The organism is Flavobacterium sp. NPDC079362 (assembly GCF_050267765.1).
In the GTDB taxonomy this organism is placed as follows: domain Bacteria; phylum Bacteroidota; class Bacteroidia; order Flavobacteriales; family Flavobacteriaceae; genus Flavobacterium; species Flavobacterium azizsancarii.
Genome location: NZ_JBNNFM010000011.1, coordinates 91,869 through 117,654, shown reverse-complemented (window position 1 = coordinate 117,654; position 25,786 = coordinate 91,869). Strand labels below are relative to the sequence as shown.

At 33.7% G+C, this 25,786-nt stretch carries 20 protein-coding genes; 6 read left to right on the top strand and 14 right to left on the bottom strand.

What is annotated here, in order from left to right:
* Positions 1 to 68: 68 nt before the first annotated feature.
* The 3 genes from ACQKCJ_RS12040 to ACQKCJ_RS12030 all read right to left on the bottom strand — a co-directional run bounded on the left by ACQKCJ_RS12040 (position 69) and on the right by ACQKCJ_RS12030 (position 4,704).
* A complete protein-coding gene (locus ACQKCJ_RS12040) occupies positions 69 to 2,498 on the bottom strand; it encodes an ABC transporter permease (protein ID WP_427402089.1) in 2,430 nt (809 codons plus the stop codon).
* Positions 2,499 to 2,623: 125 nt separating this feature from the next.
* On the bottom strand, positions 2,624 to 3,331 hold the full coding sequence (locus ACQKCJ_RS12035) for an ABC transporter ATP-binding protein (RefSeq protein ID WP_271337474.1): 708 nt from the start codon (positions 3,329 to 3,331) through the stop codon (positions 2,624 to 2,626).
* A gap of 128 nt (positions 3,332 to 3,459) precedes the next feature.
* Complete coding sequence (locus ACQKCJ_RS12030) at positions 3,460 to 4,704, bottom strand: efflux RND transporter periplasmic adaptor subunit (protein ID WP_271337475.1); 1,245 nt, start codon at positions 4,702 to 4,704, stop codon at positions 3,460 to 3,462.
* 158 nt (positions 4,705 to 4,862) lie between these two features.
* Between ACQKCJ_RS12030 and ACQKCJ_RS12025 the strand changes: the two genes are divergently transcribed.
* Together ACQKCJ_RS12025 and ACQKCJ_RS12020 are read left to right on the top strand one after the other, a co-directional pair.
* Positions 4,863 to 6,209, top strand: coding sequence for a sigma-54-dependent transcriptional regulator (locus ACQKCJ_RS12025; protein ID WP_271337476.1), 1,347 nt, complete (start codon positions 4,863 to 4,865; stop codon positions 6,207 to 6,209).
* Positions 6,210 to 6,371: 162 nt separating this feature from the next.
* Positions 6,372 to 7,697, top strand: coding sequence for a sensor histidine kinase (locus ACQKCJ_RS12020; RefSeq protein WP_271337477.1), 1,326 nt, complete (start codon positions 6,372 to 6,374; stop codon positions 7,695 to 7,697).
* A 229-nt stretch (positions 7,698 to 7,926) separates the two neighbouring features.
* On the opposite strand, the gene ACQKCJ_RS12015 is transcribed toward ACQKCJ_RS12020, so the two are convergent.
* The 5 genes from ACQKCJ_RS12015 to ACQKCJ_RS11995 all read right to left on the bottom strand — a co-directional run bounded on the left by ACQKCJ_RS12015 (position 7,927) and on the right by ACQKCJ_RS11995 (position 12,352).
* Entirely contained in the window at positions 7,927 to 8,253 is a 327-nt protein-coding gene (locus ACQKCJ_RS12015) for an MGMT family protein (RefSeq protein ID WP_271337478.1), read from the bottom strand.
* 171 nt (positions 8,254 to 8,424) lie between these two features.
* Positions 8,425 to 9,060, bottom strand: coding sequence for a LysE family transporter (locus ACQKCJ_RS12010; protein ID WP_271337479.1), 636 nt, complete (start codon positions 9,058 to 9,060; stop codon positions 8,425 to 8,427).
* A gap of 42 nt (positions 9,061 to 9,102) precedes the next feature.
* Positions 9,103 to 9,780, bottom strand: coding sequence for a tRNA (guanosine(46)-N7)-methyltransferase TrmB (trmB, locus tag ACQKCJ_RS12005; protein ID WP_271337480.1), 678 nt, complete (start codon positions 9,778 to 9,780; stop codon positions 9,103 to 9,105).
* A 435-nt stretch (positions 9,781 to 10,215) separates the two neighbouring features.
* Positions 10,216 to 11,598 carry an ammonium transporter gene (locus ACQKCJ_RS12000; protein ID WP_271337481.1) on the bottom strand — a complete coding sequence of 461 codons (1,383 nt, stop codon included), beginning with the start codon at positions 11,596 to 11,598 and terminating at the stop codon, positions 10,216 to 10,218.
* Positions 11,599 to 11,860: 262 nt separating this feature from the next.
* Positions 11,861 to 12,352, bottom strand: a complete 492-nt coding sequence (locus ACQKCJ_RS11995) for a nuclear transport factor 2 family protein (RefSeq protein ID WP_271337482.1) — start codon at positions 12,350 to 12,352, stop codon at positions 11,861 to 11,863.
* 363 nt (positions 12,353 to 12,715) lie between these two features.
* Between ACQKCJ_RS11995 and ACQKCJ_RS11990 the strand changes: the two genes are divergently transcribed.
* On the top strand, positions 12,716 to 13,366 hold the full coding sequence (locus tag ACQKCJ_RS11990; RefSeq protein ID WP_271337483.1) for a hypothetical protein: 651 nt from the start codon (positions 12,716 to 12,718) through the stop codon (positions 13,364 to 13,366).
* Positions 13,367 to 14,235: 869 nt separating this feature from the next.
* On the opposite strand, the gene wrbA is transcribed toward ACQKCJ_RS11990, so the two are convergent.
* A complete protein-coding gene (gene wrbA, locus ACQKCJ_RS11985) occupies positions 14,236 to 15,396 on the bottom strand; it encodes an NAD(P)H:quinone oxidoreductase (protein ID WP_271337484.1) in 1,161 nt (386 codons plus the stop codon).
* A gap of 606 nt (positions 15,397 to 16,002) precedes the next feature.
* Between wrbA and ACQKCJ_RS11980 the strand changes: the two genes are divergently transcribed.
* Positions 16,003 to 16,659: an oxidoreductase gene (locus tag ACQKCJ_RS11980; protein WP_271337485.1), complete on the top strand. Its 657-nt coding sequence runs from the start codon at positions 16,003 to 16,005 to the stop codon at positions 16,657 to 16,659.
* A 55-nt stretch (positions 16,660 to 16,714) separates the two neighbouring features.
* Here ACQKCJ_RS11980 and ACQKCJ_RS11975 read toward each other — a convergent pair whose 3' ends face one another.
* The gene (locus ACQKCJ_RS11975) at positions 16,715 to 17,029 is read right to left on the bottom strand and encodes an HPF/RaiA family ribosome-associated protein (protein WP_271337486.1); all 315 of its coding nucleotides are present in this window, start codon (positions 17,027 to 17,029) and stop codon (positions 16,715 to 16,717) included.
* A gap of 486 nt (positions 17,030 to 17,515) precedes the next feature.
* Between ACQKCJ_RS11975 and ACQKCJ_RS11970 the strand changes: the two genes are divergently transcribed.
* Positions 17,516 to 17,749 carry a hypothetical protein gene (locus ACQKCJ_RS11970; RefSeq protein WP_427402088.1) on the top strand — a complete coding sequence of 78 codons (234 nt, stop codon included), beginning with the start codon at positions 17,516 to 17,518 and terminating at the stop codon, positions 17,747 to 17,749.
* Positions 17,750 to 18,082: 333 nt separating this feature from the next.
* Here ACQKCJ_RS11970 and ACQKCJ_RS11965 read toward each other — a convergent pair whose 3' ends face one another.
* The 4 genes from ACQKCJ_RS11965 to ACQKCJ_RS11950 all read right to left on the bottom strand — a co-directional run bounded on the left by ACQKCJ_RS11965 (position 18,083) and on the right by ACQKCJ_RS11950 (position 25,214).
* Positions 18,083 to 21,232: a DEAD/DEAH box helicase gene (locus ACQKCJ_RS11965; RefSeq protein ID WP_271336284.1), complete on the bottom strand. Its 3,150-nt coding sequence runs from the start codon at positions 21,230 to 21,232 to the stop codon at positions 18,083 to 18,085.
* Positions 21,229 to 21,624 carry a (deoxy)nucleoside triphosphate pyrophosphohydrolase gene (locus ACQKCJ_RS11960; RefSeq protein WP_276598308.1) on the bottom strand — a complete coding sequence of 132 codons (396 nt, stop codon included), beginning with the start codon at positions 21,622 to 21,624 and terminating at the stop codon, positions 21,229 to 21,231. Before ACQKCJ_RS11960 ends, ACQKCJ_RS11965 begins: the two co-directional genes overlap by 4 nt.
* Positions 21,625 to 21,719: 95 nt before the next feature.
* Positions 21,720 to 22,193, bottom strand: coding sequence for a hypothetical protein (locus ACQKCJ_RS11955; RefSeq protein WP_427402087.1), 474 nt, complete (start codon positions 22,191 to 22,193; stop codon positions 21,720 to 21,722).
* Between the two features lie 555 nt (positions 22,194 to 22,748).
* Positions 22,749 to 25,214, bottom strand: a complete 2,466-nt coding sequence (locus tag ACQKCJ_RS11950) for an AsmA family protein (protein ID WP_271336287.1) — start codon at positions 25,212 to 25,214, stop codon at positions 22,749 to 22,751.
* 247 nt (positions 25,215 to 25,461) lie between these two features.
* Between ACQKCJ_RS11950 and trxA the strand changes: the two genes are divergently transcribed.
* Positions 25,462 to 25,779, top strand: coding sequence for a thioredoxin (gene trxA, locus ACQKCJ_RS11945; RefSeq protein ID WP_041516662.1), 318 nt, complete (start codon positions 25,462 to 25,464; stop codon positions 25,777 to 25,779).
* The last annotated feature ends 7 nt before the right edge of the window (positions 25,780 to 25,786 follow it).

Here is a 25,786-nt window from a genome sequence, read left to right as displayed (position 1 = left end):
AGAATAAAAAAGAAACCCGCCAGATTAATGGATCTGGCGGGTTTTTTTAAAAAAAATGGTCTACAAGCTTATTCGTATTTTAAATATTTCAAGATGTCTATTTTAGTTACCTGATAGGCTTTTGTTAAAACAATTATTAAGGTCAGAGCCAACAAAGAAATCAGCGCAATACTAAACGGAATAACCGAAACATTGATTCTAAAAGCAAAATCCTCCAGCCACTTTTGCAATAAAATGTAAGCAGGTATGATGCCAATTACAAAACCTATTAGGCAAAAAACAACATATTGTTTTGAAAGATCTTTTAGCAGAGCATCAGTTTCGGCGCCCAATGTTTTTCTAATCGCAATTTCTTTCAATCGTCGCTCCATCGAAAAAGAAGCTAAAGCGAATAGTCCAAAAATGGCAATTATGATTACTACAAGATTCAGAATAAAAAATAAATCTTTCTGTTTTACCTGTTCCTGATAGGTTTTGGCAAATCCCTTATTTACAAATTCATATTGAAAAGGATAATCCTGATTGATGTTTTTCTCCCAGTATGTTTTTAGTTTATCTAAAGTTCCGGTTAAATTATTTGGAGAAACCTTTACATAAATATTGTCAAAATTATTCCATTTTAAGGTTTTTATGCTGATAAAGACCATAGGCGGAACTTTATTTTGAAATCCTGTAATGTGAAAGTCTTTAACAACTCCTACAATTTTAAATTTCAAGTTTCCTTTTTCATTTCCCCAACCGGAACTTATTATCGTGTTTATGGGGTTTTTAAGTCCCAGTGTTTTAGCGAGTGTCTCATTTATGAGCCAATTGCTAATTGTGTCCGAAGCATATTTTGGAGATAAATCGCGTCCTTTTACAATCTTAATTTTCATCATGTCCAGAAAACCAAAATCCATATCAACGTTTCTAGGCTGTACAAAAACACCATTGTATGTAAATCCGGAACTTGAATTGGTACTATTACCAAAAGAACCTGCAAAAGTAGATACGTCCTGAACACCGGATAGTTTAAGGAGTTCTTGTTTTATAGTCAGATATTGTTGTATTTTTTTATTGCGATCTGGAGATTTTAAAGGAATTTTGATTACCTGATCCCCGGTAAAACCAAGATCTTTATTCATCATATAATTTACCTGCGAGTTGACAATCAAGGCGCCAATGATAAAAAAGGCAGCAATACCAAATTGAAAAATCAACATTGAATTTCGAATCCAGATACCGCTTTTGCTTCTGGAGAAGTTGCCTTTTAAAACCTTTAAAGTTTCAAAATTTGAAATATAAACCGCCGGGAATATGCCTGCAAGAACAATTACTAATCCAAAGATAAAAATAAGCTGCAGGTAAAATTCGCTGCCATTCATGGTCAAAGATTTCCTTAGGAAGTTATTGTAGTATGGTAAAGAAAGTTCTACTATTGCCAGAGCAAAAAGAATAGCTAAAACAACAATAATAGCCGTTTCGAATATAAATTGGGCTATGATTTGCGTTTTGCTTGCCCCTACAATTTTACGGACACCTACTTCTTTAGCACGTTTAACAGCAGAAGCGGTTGCCAGATTAATATAGTTTACAAGTGATAAAATTAAAATCAATATAGATAAACCTACCATGATGTAGAGCAATTGCAGATTGCCTTTTCCTTCTGGAAAATTGACTCCTGCAGTAGATTTTGTACCATACAAGCGTGCCTTGTCTAAGGGATCGAGAATAACCTTAACCTCGCCATTTTCCTTCACATATTCTTCAGGTGTCTGACCATTTGCTTTAGCGTCTTTCATGGTTCTGTTAACAAAATTTACATTTTGCATCTTCTTCAAAAGTGATTCCTCACTAGTGCCTTTCCTCACTTTAATCATCAGGGTGTAATTAAAATTTCCCCAGTTGTTAGCGTCACCATCTTCTAATAAGCCTCCAAAAACATAATTTGGTTCAATAGAAGAAGGGCTCATAACTTTATAAACAGATTTTATAACATAAGATTTGTTATCATTTATAACGATTTTGCCAATAGGATCTTCATTTTTAAATATTTTTTTAGCCTCGTCTTCTGAAATGGCTACACTATTTTTTTCTTTAAGGATGTCTTTTTTTGCCCCTTTTACAATAGGAAAAGGAAAAGCATCAAAAAAGTCATAATCAGCGACTATAATTTTTTTACCCATCCATTTTTGATTCTGATATTTTATTATCTCCTCATAATACCAGCTATCAAAAAAGCAAATAGATTCGATTTCGGGAATTGTTGCTTTACAGGTAACTCCAAAAGGAATTGTACTTGATGGCCAGATATCTCCAGTTGCCCCAATTTTATTCAGTACCTGATACACGTTTTCTGTCTCAGGATTCCATTGGTCGTATGTATTTTCGTTATTCCAGTATAAAATGGCGAAAATCACTCCGGCGATTCCAATGCTTAGCCCTAGAACATTTAAAAATGAAAACAATTTGTTTTGTTTTAAATGATATATGAATATTTTAAACCAGTTAAAAATCATGTTGTATTTTTTATATTATTATAGTTGCTTTAAAAACCTGTTGGTTTTATATCGTTGCCAGTACTTTGCAAACAAATCCCACTAGAAATAAGATTGCGGTTACAATAAATTTTATCATTTTGTGATTATTTAGCGTCCATAAAAACATCAACATTTCTCTGATTTAATCGCTCAGAGAATATAACACCATCTTTCATATGAATCGTTCTTTGCGAAAACGAAGCATCATAATCAGAGTGCGTAACCATCAAAATTGTGGCACCTTTTGCATGCAAATCTGTCAAAAGTTCCATTACTTCATTACCATTTTTACTATCCAAATTTCCTGTAGGCTCATCGGCAAGAATGATTTTAGGATCGTTTACCAAAGCTCTTGCAACTGCAACCCTTTGTTGTTGTCCTCCTGAAAGTTGTTGTGGAAAGTGTTTTAATCGATGTGAGATATTAAGCTTCTCGGCAATCGCTTCAATTTTTTGTTTTCGATCCGATGCTTTTACATTGTTGTAAAGCAAAGGCAGCTCGATATTATCATAAACAGAAAGTTCATCGATTAAGTTGAAGTTTTGAAATATAAAACCAATATTTTCTTTACGAACAACAGCTCTTCCTTTCTCTTTCAAACCCACCATTTCCTGGTCTAATAGTTTGTAACTTCCACCAGTAGCACTGTCCAGAAGTCCGATGATGTTTAATAAAGTCGATTTCCCGCAACCCGAAGGTCCCATAATAGTAAGGAAATCTCCTTTTTTAATTTCTAAAGTAATCCCGCTTAAAGCTGCCGTTTCTACTTCTTCTGTTCTAAAAACTTTGGTTAAATTTTGAATTGTTATCATAGTTTTAAAATTTTAGTTGTTATTGATTGTATTTTTTGATTGATGATTGAAACTTTATTAATTGTGAATTATTAATTGTGAATTAAACCGCGACCGCGACCGCGACTGAAAACTGCGACTGAAAACTATTACTGAGAACTAATCGACAACTCCTCGATATCTTTGTAATCCGTATAAGATGAGGTAATCACAGATTCTCCTTCTTTCAAACCTTCCAGAACTTCGTAATACGAAGGATTTTCACGTCCTAGCTTTATATTTCTTCTTATAGCTTTGTTTCCTTTTACTACAAATATCCATTTTCCTGCTGTTTCCTGATTAAAACTTCCTTTTTGCACAACAAGAGTTTTATTTTTCTCTGATAAAATTAGTTTTACGCCAAAACTTAATCCGTCTTGTAATGCAATATCTTCTTTAGACGTAAAAGCCAATTCTACTATAAAATGTCCGCCTTTAACCTCTGGGATTACTTTGGTTACCAGAACTTCAAGATTTTTACCTTTAAATTCTACTTGACCTTTTAAGCCTTCGCGTATTTTTTCCAGATAAAATTCATCTACATCTGCTGTTAGCTTATAGCCCTGTTTAGAATCTATTCTTCCGATGCTCTCGCCAGCCTGAAATGTCTTTCCTAAAACCGGTTGAAACGATGTTAATCTACCGGATTCCGGCGCTATAATCAGGAAATTCTTTTTATTGTTTCTCAAAATATCTAAACTTTTTTCCATGGTTTGGATTGAATTATTGATTTGAGAAATCTGAACCTGATTCGTTTGTTTCTCTTTTTGAATACTTTGCTGAATCGTTCTTTTGCGTTCCTCCTGAAAACGTAAGCTTTCTTTGAAATTATTCCAGTCATTTCTCGAGATCACTTCTTTTTCATATAATCGTGCATTCATGTCGTACAACCTTTTAGCATCATTATAATCATGTTCGATCAAAACTAAATCTTTTGTCAAATTTAATTCCTGATTTCTAATGTTTAGTTTTCCGGTGTTCAAATTATTGATTTGCTCAATAATTGCTGTTTCCTGAGTTAGGTAATTCAATTCAGTATTTGGGTTGTATAAACGGGCCAATGATTGACCTTTGGTAACCATCGCACCATTTTCTACAAAAATCTCTTTTACAGATCCACCTTCAGTAACATTTACAAGCATTACATTCAAAGGTTCTACTTTGGCCTGAAAAACAACGAAATCTTCAAAAAAAGCTTTTTCAACTTTCTGAATACTTAGTTCTTCGGCTTTTACATTTAAACTTCTTTTGGTGTTAAACGAAAAAAAGATGATTGTTGCCAAAACTAAAAAAACTCCAATTGCTATTGTGAGATACCTAAATTTTCTATTTTTACGAGGAATTACTTTGTCCATTTCTTTAATAATTTACTGATAGTCAATAGGTAAATACTGTGCCATAAAATTTATTATTTGTAAAGTATTGATTTTAAAGAAGCTTTAGAAACCATTCAAAAAAAGGACTGTTCGATAATGAACAGTTGACCGTTCATTATCGAACAAAAAAAGATATCATGCGAAGAAAACTAGCCCAAATATTAATCGTTGACGATCAGGAAGAAATTCTTTTTTCGGCAAAAATGATTCTCAAAAAACATTTCGAGACGATTTTTACAGCAAATAATCCCAAAAAAATCATTTCTATTTTGAATGAAAATGAAATAAACGTGGTTTTATTAGACATGAATTATCGAATTGGTTTTGAAGATGGGCGAGAAGGCATTCATTGGCTCAAAGAAATTAAAACGCTTTCGCCACAAACAGTAGTGATTTTAATGACCGCTTTTGGTAAAATTGATACTGCCGTTGAAGGCATAAAAATTGGTGCTTTTGATTATGTTTTGAAGCCCTGGAATAACGAAAAGTTGCTCGAAATAATAGACAAGGCTGTCGCCGAAAGCAGAAAAAACAGCAAAAAGGTTGTAATAGAAAAAGTAGAGAAAAATTATTTCGTTGGCAGTTCTCTAAAAATAAAACAATCTTATTCGATTGCTGAAAAAGTTGCAAAAACAGATGCGAATGTCTTGATTTTAGGCGAAAACGGAACGGGAAAATATGTTTTTGCCGAATTTATTCACCAGAATTCAGAACGAAAAACACAGCCTTTTGTTCATGTTGATTTAGGCTCTTTGAGTGACAATTTATTCGAAAGTGAACTTTTTGGTTATGCCAAAGGAGCTTTTACAGATGCGAAATCAGATACGCCAGGAAGATTCGAAACCGCTTCAGGAGGAACTATTTTTTTGGATGAAATAGGTAATATTCCGCTTCATCTGCAATCCAAATTATTGCATGTTTTGCAAACCAAAACCGTTACGCGTTTGGGCGAAAGTAAAGCAAGACCTTTAAACGTTCGTATTATTGCAGCAACAAACAGTGATTTAAAAGCTGAGGTTAAAAACAAAACCTTTCGCGAAGATTTATTGTACCGAATAAATACGATGGAAATTTATTTGCCTTCGTTACGCGAACGAAAAGATGATATTGTACCAATGGCACACTTTATTCTGGATAAAATTGCAGAAAAATACAATCAGGAAAACTGGCATTTTGAAGAAAATGTTGGATCTTATTTAGAGAAATATCCTTGGAAAGGAAACATTCGTGAACTTGAAAATAAAATCGAACGCGCCTTAATCTTAGCAGATAATAATACAATTGCCGTAACCGATTTAGATATTCTTGATTTTGAGGAAATTCAGGAAAATGATGAAAACCCGTTATCTGAAATGGAAAAAAATGCGATCGAAAAAATACTTTTCAAACACAACGGAAATATCAGTAAAACAGCTGAAGAGCTTGGTTTGTCAAGAGCAGCTTTGTACAGAAGAATCGAGAAATACGATTTAAAGAATATTTAAACACAGTGTGATTTAACCGCAGAGCACGCAAAGTATTTTTTTTGCTGTGTTTGCAGTTGGCTTTATTAAGTTCGCAAAGCTGTTGTTGCGAACCTTGCGTAAATCCTTTGCGACCTTTGCGGTTAAATTTTTCAGCATTATTAAGTATAAAAAAATGAAACAATGAAAAACTGGAAATTCTATAATGCTTTGTTTGTAAGGGTTCTGTTTGTTATGATACCCTTTTTCTTTTGTGTTTTTTTGATTTACAAAGGATTGTATTACAATGCTGTTTTAGTTGGTTTCTTTGTTTTGCTAATGCTTTCTGAAATGTATTTTTATATCAAAAAGCAATCCTCGTTTTATGATAAAATTTTGCTTTCGATTTTGCAAAATGATTTTTCAACTAATTTTCCGGAACAACAAAAAAAGGAAAATTTTCAGAATTTATCTCTTTTATACAATAAGTTAAAATTTCAGCAACAAGAGCAAACTTCAAAACAGCTTATTTATCAATCGATTTTAAATAATATTGATACGGCAGCTTTAATTCTAGAGAAAGAAGATGACGATTGGAGTATTTTTTTAATGAATGATTGTTTTTCGAGTTTGTTTAAAGTTCCAAAAGTAAGTCATTGGAATTATCTTAAAAACTATTTGCCATCACTTTGCGATGAAATTGAAAATGTTGGTTTTACAGAGTTAAAATCAGCAATTTCGATTAAAATTGAAGATCAGGATTTGCAGACTTTTATGTTGCAGACTTCCTATACAAAAACATACGAAAAAGAATATTTTATCATTTTATTGGATAGTATTCAGCGTGTGATTGAGAAAAAGGAAAAAGAAGCCTGGATCAATTTAATGAAAATTATTTCGCATGAGCTAATGAATTCGTTGACGCCAATTCGTGCACTTTCGCAGAATCTTCTTCAAATTGTCGATCAGGAACAATTAGAAGAAGATGATTTTGATGACATAAAAAGCAGTATTTCGACCATTATAAATCGAAGTGATCACTTGCAGGTATTTGTAGAAAATTACCGAAAACTCGCCATGTTGCCAACGCCAACGAAACAAATGACGCCAATAAATGTACTTTTTGAAGATTGTATGCGAATCATGAGTCCAATTTTGAAAGCGGAAAATATCGAATTAGTAAATGATATTAATAGTTCAAGATCTATTTTGATTGACAAAAACCAAATGGAACAAGTGATTATTAATTTAATCACAAACAGTATATATGCCTTAAAAGAAAAGGCCGAAAAGAAAATGTTCTTATCAAGTTACACAGAAAATAATCGCTTTTTTATCACCATTTCAGACAACGGAAAAGGAATTGATCAGGAAATTCGAGACAAAGTATTCTTGCCCTTTTTTACCACCAGAAAAGATGGCGCCGGAATTGGTTTAACACTTTCTAAAAACATTATAGAAGCACACGGCGGTTACTTAAGCTACCAAACCGATGAAGATAAAACGAGCTTTGTGATTTGTTTGATTTAGGTTTTTGAACCATATAAGTGATATAGGTTCATATTAAGCATTGTACATAAATCTCTTGCAAAGTCGTGAAGTTATTTTATTAATCGCGCAAAGTCGCAGAGTCGCAAAGAAAAACTTAAAAAGAATAAAAAACTTTGCGGCTTCGCGACTTTGCGCGATTAAAAAGACAAAGTAAATCAAGCCATACTTTAAATGAACTTATATCACTTATATGGTGAAACTAACCCCATTAAAATTCAATTTCTGGCGCCCAAAAATGTTTTTCTAAATCTATAATCTGATTGTCTTTTATAACAATACCTTCACTTTCGAGAAGTTGCTGCATTAAATTAGTTCCGTCAAAATGGTGTTTTCCAGTCAAAAGCCCTTTTCTGTTTACGACCCTGTGAGCCGGAACATCGTCCATATTATGACAGGCATTCATTGCCCAACCCACCATTCGGGCAGAACGAGCCGTTCCTAAAGCTTTCGCAATAGCGCCATAAGAAGTTACTTTTCCGTACGGAATTTGTCTGGCGATCGTATAAACTCTTTCAAAAAAATTATCTTCAGCCATATGTTTAGATTATTTTACCATTAAGATATTAAGGTTCATTAAGGCAAAGTGTAACTTTTTATTGAAAAAACAATTAAGAAAGTGAAGTTTTATAAAGTCGGGCTTAATTTCTCTTAATCTCTTAATGGTTCAATATTATAAAATCTAAATTTTAATCTTTAGAAAATATTTTTACCCAAAGTAGTAACTCAAGATATTAAAAAGCGTTGCAATAGCAATTAATCCCGTGATGCTTCCTATTATAGTATTCATGTTTCGCATGAGGTAATCAGTTTTCTTTTCGATTCTTCCAAAGAAACCAATATAGCTGTACAAAGCAGCAAACGAACCCAAAACAGATCCGAATACAAAAGTGAAAATAATGTTGTTTTCGAATGCAAAAAGATGATAAGAAGCCAGCGTAACACTCACCACAACATAATAGGGAATCGGGAAAAAGTTCAGGCCTGAAAGTAACATTCCTAAAAAGAAACGGCTTTTTTTGCTGCTCTTTTTGATCTTCGATTTTTTAGCTTTAGGTTCCTTAGCGATAAACAAAAAGTAAATCGTTAGAATCGAAAAAATTGCAAACCCAACTTCGCGTAAAAGCGTTACCACATCCGGGCGATTGTCAATTACCTGAGCAAATAGAACCGCTAGGGAAACCTGAAAAAAGATGACTAAAATCGCACCGGCAACAAACCATAAAGCGTTCTTTTTTCCTTCTTTCATGTTCACTTTAGCTGCTGTCATGTTGATTAAACCTGGCGGAATAATCCCAATGAAAGCGGCAATAAAACCTGAAAGTAATGGGGTAAGTAATGCCATTCAGTTATTTAATGGGTTGGAAAAAACGTTCTTAAAATTAAATTAGTCTTTAATTTTAAAGCGAATATACGTAATTGCCTTGTTAATTTCTAAATATTGTTTCTCGTAAAAAGTCTGAAAAGCAGTAACTTCCTCAGGACTTCCTTCGTTTGTATACACGTTATGATTCGCGTATAAAACCTCATGTCCTTCACCGTGAAGCAATCCAAGAGTATAACCGTGCATGAATTCGCTGTCGGTTTTTAGGTTAACAACACCGTCTTTTTTAAGGATTTTTTTATACAATTTCAAAAACTCTGAGTTTGTCATTCTGTGTTTTGTTCTTTTGTATTTGATTTGTGGATCCGGAAAAGTAATCCAGATTTCATCCACTTCATTTTCATTAAAAATATGGTTGATCAATTCGATTTGAGTACGAATAAAAGCAACATTATGAAGTTCGTTTTCTACAGCAGTTTTAGCACCTCTCCAGAAACGCGCCCCTTTTATATCTATACCAATAAAATTTTTGTCAGGGTATCTTTCTGCTAATCCAACAGAATATTCACCTTTTCCACATCCTAATTCTAAAACTAATGGATTATCATTTTTAAAGAAATCAGAGTTCCATTTTCCTTTCAAAGGCATTAAATCGCCTACAACTTCTTCTCTGGTTGGTTGAAAAACGTTTTGAAATGTTTCGTTTTCTCTGAATCTTTTTAGTTTATTTTTACTTCCCACTTTTACAAAAATTTTCAGCAAAATTAAGGAATATAAACGAATGAAAATAGCGCAATTGGGTTTTAAAGTTTTTTGCCACGAATTTTAATGATGGATGTTCTTTTTTGCCACGAATTACACTAATTTTCGCGAATTCATTTTTGTATGTATTGTGGACAAAATATCGAAATTCCTGGCTGTTTTTTTTTGCCACAGATTTCACAGATTAAAATGATTTTTTAATTATAATTGTCTAATTAGTGTAGCCCCTACGGGACAAACTTACGGTCGTTTTTTTACCAATATTTAATCTCTACGAGATATACTCCGTTAGGAGTTAAATATTGGTAGAAAATAATAGTTACCACGCTAGACATGTCCCGTAGGGACTACACATTCATATTTACGATTAATCAAAAAAATCATTTTAATCTGTGAAATCTGTGGCAAACTTTTTTACCCGTAATGCGCCTCAGTAATAGGTTTTAATTTAGGATCAAGCGTTTCATCGTGTTGCGATAAATCAAGACCGATATGTTCATTTTCTTCAGAGACACGCAACGGAATAATAAAGTTGGTTACTTTAAACAAGAAATAAGCCCCGAAGAAAGTAAAGATAGAAACCAAAACCAATGCCATCATATGGTGTGCAAAAACATTCCAGCCTCCGTGCAATAAACTTGCATCTTCGCCATGAGCAAAGATTGCGGTTAGGATCATTCCCATAATTCCACCAACTCCGTGACAGGCAAAAACGTCGAGCGTATCATCAAATCTTTTAGAGAAACGACAATTTACAACCGAGTTAGAAACCAAAGCCGTAACAAACCCAAAAAACATACTTTCAGGAACTGATACAAATCCTGCAGCTGGCGTTATGGCAACCAAACCTACAACAGCCCCAATACAAGCACCAAGAGCAGAAACTTTTCTTCCGTTCATTCTGTCAAAGAAAACCCAGGTTAACATCGCAGCGGCAGATGAAGTTGTTGTCGTTGCAAAAGCCATTGCGGCAGTTCCGTTGGCAGCAAGAGCAGATCCAGCGTTGAACCCGAACCATCCAAACCATAACATTCCGGTTCCTAATAATACAAACGGAATATTGGTTGGGATATGAGCGCTATTTTTTCTTTTTCCTAAAACAATAACTCCCGCCAAAGCAGCAAATCCGGAACTCATATGTACTACAGTTCCTCCGGCAAAATCTTTCACGCCAAAATAACTTCCTAAAATTCCTGTAGGATACCAAACCGAATGGCACAAAGGAGCATAAATAAAAATGGTAAACAAACTGATGAAAAGTAAATACGATATAAATCGAACACGTTCTGCAAACGAACCCGTAATAATTGCCGGAGCAATAATCGCAAATTTCATTTGAAACAAAGCAAATAACATAAACGGAATTGTACTGGCTAATTTTTTATGAGGCAAAACGCCCACATAATCCATAAAAGCAAATGTTGTTGGATTTCCGAAAAAGCTGTAAAAGTGTTCGCCTGAACCAAATCCTACAGGATCTCCAAAAGCCAAACTAAAACCCACTACAACCCATAAAAGCGTTACAACGCCCAAACAAATAAAACTTTGCAACATGGTTGAGATCACATTTTTTCTGCCCACCATTCCGCCATAGAAAAAAGATAATCCCGGAGTCATGATCAAAACCAGACAACAGGAGGTTAACATCCAGGCAACATCGGCAGGAACAATATGATCTGTTGTTCCAAATTCAGATAATACGTAACTGTTTTGAGTAACAGTTGGCCAAAATGCACCGGTAATACAAACAATACTTATAATAATAAAGGAAATGACCCAGCGTTTTTCTATTTTCATTTTTCAGATACTTTATTGAACCCTATTTTTTTTGGGGTCAAAGTTAAAAAAAAATAAAGATTTTGATTTTCAGGGCTAATAAAATAGAGGTTGATCTTTTATTTTAGTCAATTTTGTAATATTCGATCCATTTTTTTGAGACTATCTTATTTTGAACTTCTAATTTACGGATAAAATTGCCAATTGTATTATAATTAATTTGATATCAGATGTTCTAAACCACTAGAAAAGTTAGGATTATAAAAACAAAACCCAAAATTGTTTATTTTTTCTGAAGCTTCGCAATCAAAACATCTTCGATAGGCGCTTTTATCTTAGTAACAGTGTCTGCTTCTGGATTAGGGATCGTCATCGATAAAACATAATGCTGAATTTTCCATTCTTTCCCCACTTTAACCAAGACACCAGAACCACGGCAAATTTTCATCTGAGTATTTAGCAATTCATCAAACCACGCAATTTTTCCTGATTTGTCAAAAAAGATATGACGTTCCAAAGCTGTAAAATTCCAGGTAGTTCCTTTGTCGAAAAAGGGTTTTGCCCAAACTTTAAAATCTTTTTTAGTCCAGTTTTCTGTAGCGTCAGTTCCTATGAAAATTCCGTCTTCGGCAATTAAATCAAAGTAAGCGTCGAATTTTACATCAGCAGCCGCTTTGTGCCAGGTATCAAGGGTTTGATTGACTTTGTCTTTTTCAGAAGTTTGTGCATTTGCAAAAGTCGCAACGAATAATAGGAGGAGAATTGATTTTTTCATGAGAGGTTTTATTTGGATTTAAAGTTAGCAAAAAATCTTTTGAAAGGAGCAAAGGGACGTAGGTTCAAAGATGCAGAGTTTTTTATTGGGATTCGTTTTAATCGCGCAAAGTCGCAGAGTCGCAAAGTTTTTTCCCTTGCCGATTTTAAAACTTAGCGCCTTTTCGCGAAATTCTAAAAGCAAAAATTTAAAAAACTTAAAATTTAAGTTAAGCCAAGTCTCAAAGAAAATAAAACTTTGCGACTCTGCGCCTTTGCGAGATTATATTACAAAGCAAAGCAAAACTTAAATTATCTTATATCACTTATATGGTGGAAAACTTTACAAAAACCAGTATATTTGAGAGCTTTAAAAATTTACATCATGAATCCAAAAATACTTATCACCTCAATATTTGTTACTTCCTTAGTTTTTACCTCTTGCAAGAAAGAACTGGAACCACAGGAAAATACACCAACATCTGAATTAGTCAAACTAGGATTAGCAAAAGACACCACAAAAATACAGCAACCGGTAGTTCAAAATCCTGCCACGAATCCCAATACCGTAATGGGAGCAACGCAAGGAATAAATCCTGCACACGGACAACCCGGACATCGTTGTGATATTGCCGTTGGTGCGCCATTAAATTCGGCTCCAACGCAAGGGCAAACGACTACGACTCAAACTGCGCAACCTGTACAAGTAAACGCAGGGCAACAAGTAACCACAACAACCGTAACGCCAGCCAAAGTTGCCAAAGGAATGAATCCTGCGCACGGACAACCCGGTCACAGATGCGATATTCCGGTTGGAGCACCTTTAAACTCTCCTGCAGCAAAACAACCTGTTGCTAATACGGCCCAAAGCGGAAGCACTTCGCAAAACTTTACCGTGACGCCACCTGCAAACAATGCGGTTCCGGCCTTATTAAGTACCGAAGAAGTAGCCACAGCAGACGGAATGAATCCTGCTCACGGAAAACCCGGACATCGTTGCGATATCGCCGTTGGAGCTCCGTTGCCAAAATCATAATATTACGTCAATAATAATCTGGGCGTGCCACCAATAAAAAAAGGGGCCAACTATGCAAATCGCTTAGTCGGCCCCTTTTTTTATTGCTGTCGGGCTATCCGCGCTACTTCGGTAGCCAGCTTCTATCCCTCACGCAAAAAACATCGATTGTGTTATAACAAATATACGTGTAGTCCCTTACGGGACATTAATACTTACTATATGTTTTTTTCTACCAATATTTAACTCCTAACGGAGTTATTATTTAAAATATCAATATTTTCAATTATTACCCACAATTTCAGGCGTGGGATAAGGATAGTGAAAAATATATTGTGTTCGAGCGATTGAAAACGTTGGCAATGTTTATAAAATGTGAAGTCTCTTCTATATAATATAGTCACTAAAAAAATATCTCGTAGAGATTACATGTTGGTAGAAAAACAATTTGCGAATCACAATTTTGTCCCGTAGGGACAACACAAAAACGTTCCCAAATTTATTCCCATTTGTAAACCAATAAACCCTTATTCAATTTCAAAAATCGCCTGAATTTCTAAAGCCGAATTGATTGGTAACGCAGTCGCACCAATAGTGGCGCTCTTGCATGTTTTATCCCTATGGGGAATGTCAGAGAGTTAAGCTTTTAAAAAATAAAATCATTGCAAATAAAATCCGTTTTTATCCGCGTTTTTACGAAGTAAATCTGTTTGATCTGCGTCAAAAATTAGACGCTGATTTTACTGATTCGCTAACGCGAAAACGCTGATAAAAACGGATTTTTTCTAATTACTTTGCGATCTCAAAGCAAAGCGTAATTCATAAAGCTTTGTGACCTTTGCGTAATCCTTTGCTCCCGATAGCTATCGGGATTGCGGTAAAATTTTCTTTTATTCAATCTCAAAAATCGCCTGAATTTCTACAGCCGAATTGATCGGCAACGAAGCTGCGCCAATCGTTGCTCTCGCATGTTTTCCTTTTTCTCCAAAAACCAAAGCCGTCAAATTCGAAGCCGAATTCATAAGTCCTGCATGTTGCGTATATTCAGGAGTGGTATTAAAATATCCTGTTAGTTGCACACATTGTTTTACTTTGTTCAAGTCGCCTCCGCAAGCTTCTTTTAGAACAGCAAATACATTCAGCATCGTTTGGTATGTTGCTTCCTTTGCCTGATCTTCTGTAACTGTTGCGCCAACTTTACCCGGATTTAGGATCTTTCCGTCTTTCAAAGCCACCTGATTAATATATACCTTATGATCCGAAATCGTAAACGGAACATAATTCCCTACTGGTTTTGGTGCTTCAGGAATAACAATATTATTGTCTTTTAATGTTTTGTTGATATCGCTTTTACTTTCAACCGAAGTTGTTTTTACGGATTTTATATTCTCTGTATTTCTCAATCCAGAAGCTACTCTTGCCAAAGCTTTTCCTTGTTCTTTAGCCAGATTCAATTCGCTTTGCGACGGGCGAATTCCTGTAGATCCGGCCAATGAAGTCGCTCCAAAAGGCGTATTTCCCTGAGGAACCGTTTTGTCTAAAGTAGCCGTTCCCATTATTCCGGTTGGTACGATCACCATTCCGTGGGAGGCAAGAATATTCCAGAAAGACAAAATCGCAGCTTCTTTTCCTGCCCCAGATCCTGCCGACATAAATACAGTTGCCGGTTTTCCTTCTAAAGTTCTCGAAGTCCAAAGCGGAATACTCTGGCTGAAAAAGTAATTCATATCAGCGCTAATATTCGCAAAATGCACCGGACTTCCAAAAGCGATTCCGTCATAATTGGCCAATTCTTCGATCGTTGCAACAGGTAATTTCTCTACATCAGCATTTAGTTTCTCTTTTGGATTTATAGATGGAACACGTTTTAAAGTCGCTTTTGTATTTGGATATTCCTGAACTCCATCGGCAATTGCTTTTGCCATTTTGTAAGTTCCGCCGTTTTGAGAATAAATCAAAACCAGCACATTTGTTTCCGATGATTTTGTTTGCGCATTGGAACCAAAACCTATAAATATTGCGATTAATAATACGAGTAGTTGCTTTTTCATAAGTGTAATTTTAAATAATTTGTAATGAATAATCTCAATTAAGAAGCTTGGTTTATCTCAAAAACCAAGTTGCTTTTTTGGGACTGCAAAATTACTTCTTACAATCCCGAAAAGCGTTATTATTATGTTAATCGTACTTTTATTTAAAAACAACAAGAGCATAGATTAGAAATTAAATCTTTTCAATATGCGGGAGAAATATTTAAACACATAGAGACATAGGATTTAGGAATGAACAAAAGAGAATTAAATACAAATCAAGATTTGACACATAGCTATGTGTGTTTAAGCAAATGAAATGTCTTTTCCTAAACTGCTAGAATCTATGTTTCTATGTGTTTAAAAAAAATAGACAATATAGATTAAAAATTAAAATCTGCTCAATCTGCGAGAGGAAAAAAAATAAACACATAGAGACATAGGATTTAGGAATGAACAAAAGAGAATTAAATACAAATCAAGATTTGACACATAGCTATGTGACTTTAAAATAAATGAAATGCCTTTTTTTAAGTTTACAAATCCTATGTTTCTATGTGTTTAAACAACTCAATCCAAAAAGTTAAGTTTTAATTTTCTAACTTCGAGGAAACAAATCGCCTTATTATGAAAAAAGCAATTGTATACGGAGCAAGCGGACTGGTAGGATCGTATATTCTCGAAACGTTGTTGAATAATGCCAATTACGAACAAGTAACAATCGTGGTCAGGGCAGCAATTAACATTCAGCATCCAAAACTAAAAACTCTGATAGGTGATTTTAATTCATTGCCCGAAGTTGTAAAAGGCATTCAAGTTGATGAAGTTTTTATAGCACTTGGAACCACGCAAAAGAAAACACCCGATAAAAAACTATATTATCAAATCGATCATGATTATCCGGTTTTGGCGGCGAAATTGGCCAAAGAAAACGGTGCCAAAGCAGTTTTTCTAGTTTCGGCAATTGGAGCAAACGCAAAGTCGTCGATATTTTACACCAAGATGAAAGGCGAAACCGAACAGGATATTATCAACTTGAATCTTGATCATACGCATATTTTTCGACCATCGATGATTTTAGGAGACAGAAAAGAAAGCAGACCTCTGGAAAAAGTATTTATTGGGATATTCAAATTCATCAATCCTTTGTTTGTGGGTGGAATGAAGAAATACAAAGGAATAGAGGCGAGCGATATCGCCAAAGCAATGGTCAATAGTGCGAACCAACTTAGCGAAAAAGTCAAAATATTGCATTGGGAAGAAATGAACGCTTTATTAAAATAAAAAATGGCATTATCTTAATTAGAGATAATGCCATTTGCATTTGTTTGTATATTGATTAAAACGCTTTCTGTTTTTCGAAAGTCGTCGTAAGAGATTTTTTTGCTTTGGCAAGAGCGCCGCTAAAAGCTTTTTCAAGCGTATCGGCGTGGTCTGTTACGGTTAAAGGTTGCAAATTGGCTACACGAACTTCAATCACGCATTTTTTATCGTTTAAGCTGAATTTTTCTCCGTTTTCATCGCCAAAATGTACTTCAATACGGGTTATTTTTTCCTCAAAACGAGCTAAACCTTTTTCTAATTCTTCAGAAAAATAAGTTGCTAATCTTTCGTGTCCTTCGATGTTCTTGTCGGTGTTGATTTGAATTTTCATAATCGGTTTATATTTAATGATTGTTTCTCAAAGCTATCTTTTTTAGAATGAAAAGCCAAGTGAGTTAATAAAACATTATGAAAAAATGTTGGAAAATTTTAAGCCTTTTTTTGTGAGACCTGGCGATTGTGAAATGTTATTATCGAACGCGGATTTAACGGATTCACTTCGTGAAAACGCGGATAAAAACAGATTTTTTTATTGTATTTTTTGTCATGCTGAGCAAAGTCGATATTTCATGCTGAGCTTAGTCGAAGCCCCGAAGCAACAAGCAAACTAAATTTAATCTTTTATATTCAGATAGAAAAACCATACAAATCCCAAGAGTTTTTTTGGTATCTTCGCAGTCCTAAATGCAAGAACTTATGATCTCAGAAAAACTTTGTGCCCGTGTGGTATGGTGGCGGTATTGGAAACAACTGCAACGCTCTTGCAGCGTAGGACACCTAACCTGCGCGGGTTTTATATTTCCTAAAATGCAAGATTATGAGTGTAAACACCCTTTCAAAAGAAACAGAATTGCGGTTAACCGAATTTTTCAACCAAGCGATTGATCCTGAAAATTTCGCAAAAGCAATTCGAAGAGTAAATTATCTTCTCGCCATGTCTTTAATGCGAGAATGCGAAACTCTGCAAATCGATACAAAATCAGTCGAAGACGGTTTTTATTGGTTGAATGAATTAGCAGAAATTCTAAATCCTTATTTGGATGTTGAATAAGTAAGAATGAGAAAAGCCACTGAAAAGTGGCTTTTTTTATTTTGTGGTTTACTTTGCTTTTTCCGCCTGTTTTGTCATTCCGAAGAATGAGGAATCTCCGCAAGTAACTCCGTTGCAATTGTAAAGTAATCTACATTTTTAGATTTTCTTAATTCTAAATTTGGTAATGTGTTCGCATCCATCACATTTAAGAAAGCTATTATCATCTACAAACATGTCTATCTCAATTTCGTAATCACAAACAGGACAATTGTAAATAATATCTATAAGTTTAATAGGCGGATTAATTACAGTTGGAGTTTCTAGGATTGAATGTTTTATCATGTTTTTACATTAACCTACCGACATTTTCGCAGACTCTTTCCATAGATAATTTGGCATTGGCTCATTTAACTCCCATTTAATGTTCATTGGTTTTTGGTCTTCATATTCTTTGAAATTGCCTTCTCCAATAAAAACATATCCCATTGTATTTCCCTTTTCATCATTTGCTTTTTCTCTGATGAAAAGTAAAATTTTCTTATCATTTTCTTGTTGTTTAATATAGGATAAACCTCTACCAATATCGGGTCTTGAAGAATTTTGACTTTGCCAATGAAATAAAGTTTCACTTATTGCATAATCGTCATACATTGTAGTCGGAGAAAAGTTTTCTTCTGATTTAATTAAGTTAATAAAAAGTAGTTCAGTGTTTAAATTAACATTCTCTGCCACACCTTCTCGACTGGAAGATTTTTTTTCAAAATTACTTAGTCCAAATGCAACTAAAATTTGATCTCTTGTGTATCTCGCATGTAATCTTAGTGGTTGATCATATGGTAATTTAATTTCTATTTCCTTGAAATCAATTCTATCAATTAATATTTCTAATACTTCAATAATTTCATCAACTAAAATTTTATTTTTCCCAATTGCTTTAATGCTCAATTCTAATGATTTAAATAAATCATGATTTTGCCATACATCATAATGCAACATAAGTAACATTGTTTTTTCGTTAGCACTAAAATCATCAAGATGAATATTAAATCCTTGCTTTGCTATTTTAAGAATAAAGTTGAAATAATTCGTTGAACTTGTAGAAAGCCATTTATTACTTATTGCAGAATAAATTTGTTTTTCATTTATGTTTTCAAAATCATCAGTTATTCCTGCTCGTTGACATAATCTTGACCAGCTATCTTTTTTATAAATCGTTTCAATAGGAATATGATATAATTCAATAAAATTATTTAAAGTTAATGGTAAATTAGTTTGATGTTGAAAATTTATAATTTTAGTAATTAATTGATTTACATTTAATGAAGTAGCTTTTTTAATGTTTTCAAGAATTGTTTCTTTTGTTTTTTTCTCCAAAACAATGGAGCAGCCTAAAGGTAAATGAGGAAAATCATCTTCAATTTCTTTTTGAACGGAAGTTGTTGTTTTGCCAATTAATGCTCTGAATTTACTTTCGAAATCATATTCTGGTCTCGAGTTTCCAACAAAATCTAAAACAGTTAAACAATCCTTTCCTTCTGCTAAACGCAAACCACGACCTAATTGTTGAAGGAAAACGGTTAAACTTTCTGTTGGTCTTAAAAACAAAACAGTATCAATTTCAGGAATATCTACACCTTCATTGAAAATGTCAACTACAAATAAATAATTGAATTCTTTTTTCTTGAATTCTTCTCTAATTCTGTCTCTTTCACTGGCATTTTTAGCGGTTAAATAATTTGCTTTTAATCCTGCCAAATTAAATTTTTCAGTCATAAAAATAGCGTGTTCAATGGTCACACAAAAACCGATCGCACGAATATCATTTATGTCATTTAGATATTTATTAAGATTTGTAATTATTTCCCCAACACGAATATTGTTTTTAGTATATAATGCTGTTAATTCGCTTGCTACATATCTACCTTTTTCCCATTTTACATTTGTCAAATCAATACTATCCGTAATTCCAAAATATTGAAAAGGACTTAACAGTTTTTTGTTTAATGCTTCAGGAAGTCTTATTTCTGCTGCAATACGATTACAGAAATCATCTAGGATATTTTCATTATCCATTCTTTCTGGAGTTGCAGTTAATCCTAATAAAACTTTAGGTTTAAAATAATTTAGAAAAGGTCTATAACTTGAAGCCGATCCGTGGTGCGCTTCATCAAGAATGATGAAGTCGTAATAATCTGGAGAAAGGTTTAGATCTTTTAATCTATTATTTAAAGTTTGTACTGAGACAAAAAGATATTCATTAGAATTCGGCTCAATTCCATCAACCCATAAATCACCAAAGTTATTATCTTTTAAAACTCCTTGAAAAGTTGCTTTTGCTTGTTGTAAAATTTCTTTTCTATGTGCTACGAAAAGCAATTTAGAGGATTTATTATTGTTCCTGAAATTCTTGTAATCAAATGCAGATATTACAGTTTTCCCTGTTCCCGTAGCAGCTACTAAAAGGTTTCTATATCTATTATGAACATTCCTTTCAACTTCTAGTTTTTCAAGAATTTCCTTTTGATAAGGAAAAGGTTTAATATCAAAATAAGCCGTGGTAAAAGTATATTCTTTTGAAAATCGACCTTGTTTGAGAGCATCAACTAATTTTTCAGAATGAATGCTTTCATCGTATAATTCAAAGTCTGCATTTTGCCAATACGCCTCAAATGTTTTTTTAAATTTATCAATGATATGACCAACTTCTTTAGTCGTAACTTTTAGATTCCATTCTAGTCCATCGGTTAAAGCTGAACGAGAAAAATTCGAGGAACCAATATAACCAGTATGAAATCCTGTATTTCTTTGAAATAAATAAGCTTTTGCATGTAAACGCTCATTTCCTGTATTATATGAAACTTTAACTTCTGTATTTTCTAATGATGCCAAGAATTCGACAGCTTTCGAATCTGTTGCACCAATATATGTAGTTGTAATTACTCTTAGTTTTCCTCCTCTTTCTGTAAATTCTCTTAATTCACGTTCAAGAATTCTAATACCTTTCCATTTAATAAATGAAACTAATAAATCAATTTTATCCGATGATAATATTTCTTTTCGTAATTCGCTTTCTAAAGTTGTTCCTGCATTTCCTCCAGTAAAAAGCTCGCTATGAATTAGCCTAGTGTAAGGTGTAATTTCTTTTAAATGTAGATCTAAGTCTTTAAAATGAGCATCGACTTTTGTAAAAACAGCGTTTAATATTTTTCCTTCTGTTTCAATTAAATCACCTTCAAATTCTGCTTTATCTAATTCATCTCTTAAAAATTGAATTATTTTATTCGAAATTTTTATTTGATTATCTATTAAGTCAATTTCTTTTTGTCTAGGTAGATTTTCTAATGCATATTTGATGACTTTGCCAATATGTTGTGATAATAATTGAGAGGCTTCGGCTTTGTCTATTGAAGTTTTTTTTATTTGAAATGTATCTTTATCTAATTCGTTTATTTTGTAGTTTATCAGTTTGGTAACTAATTCTTCATATAATCCTTGGTTCATATTTCAAGTTTTAAAAATTCTTCAACGATTGGTAAATCTGCTTCTGCCCAATCAAGTTTTAATAATTGTGATCTTTCTAGTAATCTGTAATCTTTATGTTCTGCTAATTTTATTTCACCAGAAATATACTGAACTAAGAATGGAATTAAATTGATTTTAAAAGTACCATAATCATGAATATTATTTGTCAATTTTTGTAATACTTCGATGTTGATATTTATTTCTTCTTTTATCTCTCTTTTTATACAGTCTATTTCACTCTCATTAATTTCTAATTTGCCGCCAGGAAATTCCCATTTTAAAGGTAATTTCATTTTTTCATTTCTTTGCGCAACGAGAATTTTTTCATCCTTTAAAATAATTGCACAAGTAACATTTATGATTTTAGACATTTTTTAATAATGCGATAAATGATTTATAAATTCTAATTTGGTAATGAAGCTTAATATTAGTGAAATATAATCACATTAACTATTCTTATTAATTTTTAAGAATTAAGATTTTCAGGATAAGCAATATTGAAATAGTTTTTTAAAGCCTTACAAAGTAATTCTTTATCTACTTCAAATAATTCGTTTCTAACATCCCAATCTTTAATATATTCTTCATCGCTTTCGCTAATTTCTTCTCCATAAAATTTTCGAGTTAAAATGTCACTTAACAAAACGCTGTTGCAATGAGAATACTTTGGATAATATTTCTCAATGAATGCCCAATAATCAAATTTATCATCATCTTCTTTTTCTTCTTTACCATCTTTCTCTTCGAATTCCTTGATTACTTCAAATTCAAGCCAGCCCATTGCTTCGCCAATTCCTTTATAAAATGCATTTCTTTCTACCCAAGTTTCGAAAGTATACTTTTTTAAGTTGATGATTTTTTCAAAATCATCTAAAGGTTCATTATTATGAAATTTCCTAACTTGATCTTTTCCGAAAATTATTTCTGCTAAATATTTCATTTCTTGATAATGGATTTTGTTACTAAAAAATATTTTAAAACATGCTTGATTCAAATGTAGTTTTTAGTCGAAAATTGAGCCGCTTACAATTGTCCTCATTAATAATAATTTAAAATCAATATTATTTTAGTTTTGACTTTCTTCCATAAAAAAAACACCAATTATTTCTGACTGGCGTTAATTAATATTTCTAAACTTCTTATGAAAACAAAAGCCCTAGCCCTGATGGGAACGGCATCCTTTTGTGGCGGGGTTCGCCACAAAAGATATAGTGGACAGCAGGAAATTGCTCCTGAAAATTGAAATTCCAATATTTAAAATTACAAATTCCAAAAAAGCAAATCTTTGGCGAGTTGCTTACGGAGATTCCTCGTTCCTCGGAATGACAAGATTGTGGAGAATTAGTGGTTGTTATCTTAGTTCGTGATAGACAAGATTGGTTGAGTTTTTAGTGTGATTCCTCGTTCCTCGGAATTGACAAAATTGAGTGAATTGACGATTGTTTGCTTGTTTATTTATAATGACAAGATTGTCGGGAAAGTGTTGCAAATAATATTACTTATCCTTCTTTCCCCATTTAATTTTCATTTTTCCATCATCACCATCAAGTGCAATTAAATGCAGAACAATTCCTCGGTCGCGAACGGCGTCGCGTTCGGCTTTGGTGGCGAGTTTGATGTCGTTTTTGGAGTTTCGGAGTGGGATGGTGAGGGCGAGATTGGTGCCTCGGCCAAAGGAATAAATACCTTCGGCATCGAGGTTTAAGACGCTGGAACTAATGGTGAAATTATTGACATCGATTTGTTCTCCGCGCAATTTAAGATTGCCGGATAAATCGCTAAACGTAATATTCTCGACATCGCGGAACGGAAAAGCAAACTTGCCAATTTTTACGATAGGTTCAAAGTTTAACAAAGCGCCCTGATTGACGTTGAACGTTAGATTGCCGTGCATAGAATTGGTGATGAGTTCGCCATTGCTATTGATGAATCCGGTTACATTGGCCTGACTGCTGAGTTTTCCTTTGATGTTTTTAGGGTTAAAAGACGTAACGCCAAAGTTGTTGAACGACTTTAAAAAACTCGCAATATCTACACGATTTACCTGCGCGTTGGAGCTAAAGGCAAAGTTTTTTCCGCTTGGTTTTACTTCGCTGTTAAACGTGATGCTTCCGCCGGAAGTTTGCAGCGAACCGTTTTTTATGACCAATCTCGAATCGATCATTTGCACGGTTGCGGTGGTATTGGTCGCGGTTAGTTTATTATAATTGATGTTATCGGCTTTGATGTCGATTATTACAGAACATTTGTCGATTACGGTTCTTAAATGGTTCGAAATCGTTGGTCTTTTGGCGGTTTTGGCAGTGACTTTTGTGGTTTGAGAAGTCGCCAAAACGCCCAGAAATTGTTTTAAGTCGATATTTGGGCAATAGATTTTCCAGTTTACGATCATTCTTTCGGGTGCATCATAATAGAGGTTCAGGAAATTGTCGATTTTTCCTTCGATGAAAATCGTGTTTTTATTGTGTTTATAAGTAATTTGTTTGATGAGCAAAGCTTTCTCTGTAAAATCAAGATGTATGTTGGTTTTTACGGCATGAACATTTTTTGGTATATAATGAAATGAGGCATCATCGACATCGATTTTACCAATAAAACGGGGTTTTGTAATGTACAAATCGACTATATCAAACTGAAATTTCAGGTTGGCTTTTGCATGACCGGCCGTAAACTGAATCCATTTGTCGTTGCTGATTTGGTTGAGTCTTTCGATATCGAACTCTGAACTTACGTTTCCGGTTGCCAATGGTTTTTCGAGATTGTTAATCGCTAATTGGGGAATCGTAAGCGGAATATTCTCGTATTCGCCCGCAAATCTCGTCAGGATAATAGCCGAATTGGCGTCGTTGTAACCGTCTTTTGGTTTAAAATTATTGGTAAAAATTCCTTTAAAATTACATTTTTTGATTAATCCGTCCGGAATACTCAATTCGTTGTCTTTTATGATCGCCTGAACGACAATTCTGGGATCTCCTTCGGCATTAAAATCGCCTTTTATATCGCAATTTACGTCGATAGGTTTACTTAAATTAAAGCGATTTAGCTTCGAGCTGATATTGGCAGACAGTACATTCGACGCATTTTGCCATAAAATAGAAGTCCCAATATTGATTCCGAAAAGGGCATTTCCTTTGGCAAGATTAAAAAATGCGATAATGTCAAACGAGTCTGTTCCTATTTTTAGATTTCGGGTTACGACATCAATTTTTTCTTTTTTGGAGGAATACGAAACATTAAAAGTTCCTTTGAGTTCTTTTTCTTTGGCAAAACTGCCGTGTACGGTATTAAACGCTAAACTCTTTATTTGCGTATCCAGAAAAACATCGGTTTGCCAATCGCTTCCGTCATAATTTACTTTTGTATTTAAACTCGCAACATCAAAATCAAACAATTTATGCCCAAGCCGATTGTCAAGAATAAAATGAACATCGTTGAGGTCGATTTCATCAATTGTCGTTTCTCGATCAGATTTATTTTCGGGCGTTTTTTTCTTTTTAGGTTTAAAGATATCGGCGTTCGAATAACCGTTTTCGGCTTTATAAACATAAATATCAGCGTCGTTGATGAGGATTTTATGTATGTTGATTTCGTTGTGCAATAAACTCCAAATGTTCAAACGCGCTTCGACTTCGTTAGCTTTCAGTAAAGTATGTTTGTGCGTTGCCCATTGATTGTCTTTGAGCTCGACATCTTTTAAGGCTAAAGTAAAGTTTGGGAAACCGGTTAGAAACTTATAATGAAAATCGCCAATGTGGAATTTTCCGTTGATGTTTTCGTTGATTTTTGTGTTGATCTTGGCGATGATTTCGGTTTTATTTCGGTTGAAATAAATGGATAATCCGCCACACGCAATTAATAGTAATGCAATAAGTCCTAATATAAAAAAGCCAAAACGCTTTGCATATTTTTTAAAGTGGACTGATTGAAAGAAGTTTTTTATATGAAGTAAAGTTGATGCCATCTCGAAGAAATTTTCTGGATCATTAAAGATAAGTTAAAAAACCGACGTTATTTTAAAAATATGGCCTTGGATATGTTGTAAGGTATAACTTATTTTTAAAAAATATGGGAATCGTATAATAAATGACAATACATTTATAATTAAAACTAATTTAATAATGGTGTTTCATTAGTATTTAATTTTTAAATTTGTACTCTAGTTTGAAAACGAAAACAATTCAGACAATAATTTTAAAAGATAAGAAATTATGGCATTAGCAATAACAGATGCTACTTTTGATGAAGTAGTTTTGAAATCAGATAAACCAGTAATGGTAGATTTTTGGGCAGCATGGTGCGGTCCTTGTAGAATGGTTGGTCCAATCATTGACCAAATCAGCGAAGAATACGCAGGTAAAGTAGTTGTTGGTAAAGTCGATGTAGATGCTAACCAGGAATTCGCTGCAAAATATGGTGTGCGTAACATACCTACCGTTTTGGTTTTTCATAACGGTGAAGTAGTAGGAAAACAAGTAGGAGTTGCTCCGAAACAAACCTACGCAGATAGTTTAGACGCTTTGTTGTAATCGTAAG

Bases quoted from the DNA above. Each gene is read 5' to 3' on its own strand.
- ACQKCJ_RS12040 (WP_427402089.1), bottom strand. From the start codon at position 2,498: ATGATTTTTAACTGGTTTAAAATATTCATATATCATTTAAAACAAAAC.
- ACQKCJ_RS12035 (WP_271337474.1), bottom strand. From the start codon at position 3,331: ATGATAACAATTCAAAATTTAACCAAAGTTTTTAGAACAGAAGAAGTA.
- ACQKCJ_RS12030 (WP_271337475.1), bottom strand. From the start codon at position 4,704: ATGGACAAAGTAATTCCTCGTAAAAATAGAAAATTTAGGTATCTCACA.
- ACQKCJ_RS12025 (WP_271337476.1), top strand. From the start codon at position 4,863: ATGCGAAGAAAACTAGCCCAAATATTAATCGTTGACGATCAGGAAGAA.
- ACQKCJ_RS12020 (WP_271337477.1), top strand. From the start codon at position 6,372: ATGAAAAACTGGAAATTCTATAATGCTTTGTTTGTAAGGGTTCTGTTT.
- ACQKCJ_RS12015 (WP_271337478.1), bottom strand. From the start codon at position 8,253: ATGGCTGAAGATAATTTTTTTGAAAGAGTTTATACGATCGCCAGACAA.
- ACQKCJ_RS12010 (WP_271337479.1), bottom strand. From the start codon at position 9,060: ATGGCATTACTTACCCCATTACTTTCAGGTTTTATTGCCGCTTTCATT.
- ACQKCJ_RS12000 (WP_271337481.1), bottom strand. From the start codon at position 11,598: ATGAAAATAGAAAAACGCTGGGTCATTTCCTTTATTATTATAAGTATT.
- ACQKCJ_RS11995 (WP_271337482.1), bottom strand. From the start codon at position 12,352: ATGAAAAAATCAATTCTCCTCCTATTATTCGTTGCGACTTTTGCAAAT.
- ACQKCJ_RS11990 (WP_271337483.1), top strand. From the start codon at position 12,716: ATGAATCCAAAAATACTTATCACCTCAATATTTGTTACTTCCTTAGTT.
- wrbA (WP_271337484.1), bottom strand. From the start codon at position 15,396: ATGAAAAAGCAACTACTCGTATTATTAATCGCAATATTTATAGGTTTT.
- ACQKCJ_RS11980 (WP_271337485.1), top strand. From the start codon at position 16,003: ATGAAAAAAGCAATTGTATACGGAGCAAGCGGACTGGTAGGATCGTAT.
- ACQKCJ_RS11975 (WP_271337486.1), bottom strand. From the start codon at position 17,029: ATGAAAATTCAAATCAACACCGACAAGAACATCGAAGGACACGAAAGA.
- ACQKCJ_RS11970 (WP_427402088.1), top strand. From the start codon at position 17,516: ATGAGTGTAAACACCCTTTCAAAAGAAACAGAATTGCGGTTAACCGAA.
- ACQKCJ_RS11965 (WP_271336284.1), bottom strand. From the start codon at position 21,232: ATGAACCAAGGATTATATGAAGAATTAGTTACCAAACTGATAAACTAC.
- ACQKCJ_RS11960 (WP_276598308.1), bottom strand. From the start codon at position 21,624: ATGTCTAAAATCATAAATGTTACTTGTGCAATTATTTTAAAGGATGAA.
- ACQKCJ_RS11955 (WP_427402087.1), bottom strand. From the start codon at position 22,193: ATGAAATATTTAGCAGAAATAATTTTCGGAAAAGATCAAGTTAGGAAA.
- ACQKCJ_RS11950 (WP_271336287.1), bottom strand. From the start codon at position 25,214: ATGGCATCAACTTTACTTCATATAAAAAACTTCTTTCAATCAGTCCAC.
- trxA (WP_041516662.1), top strand. From the start codon at position 25,462: ATGGCATTAGCAATAACAGATGCTACTTTTGATGAAGTAGTTTTGAAA.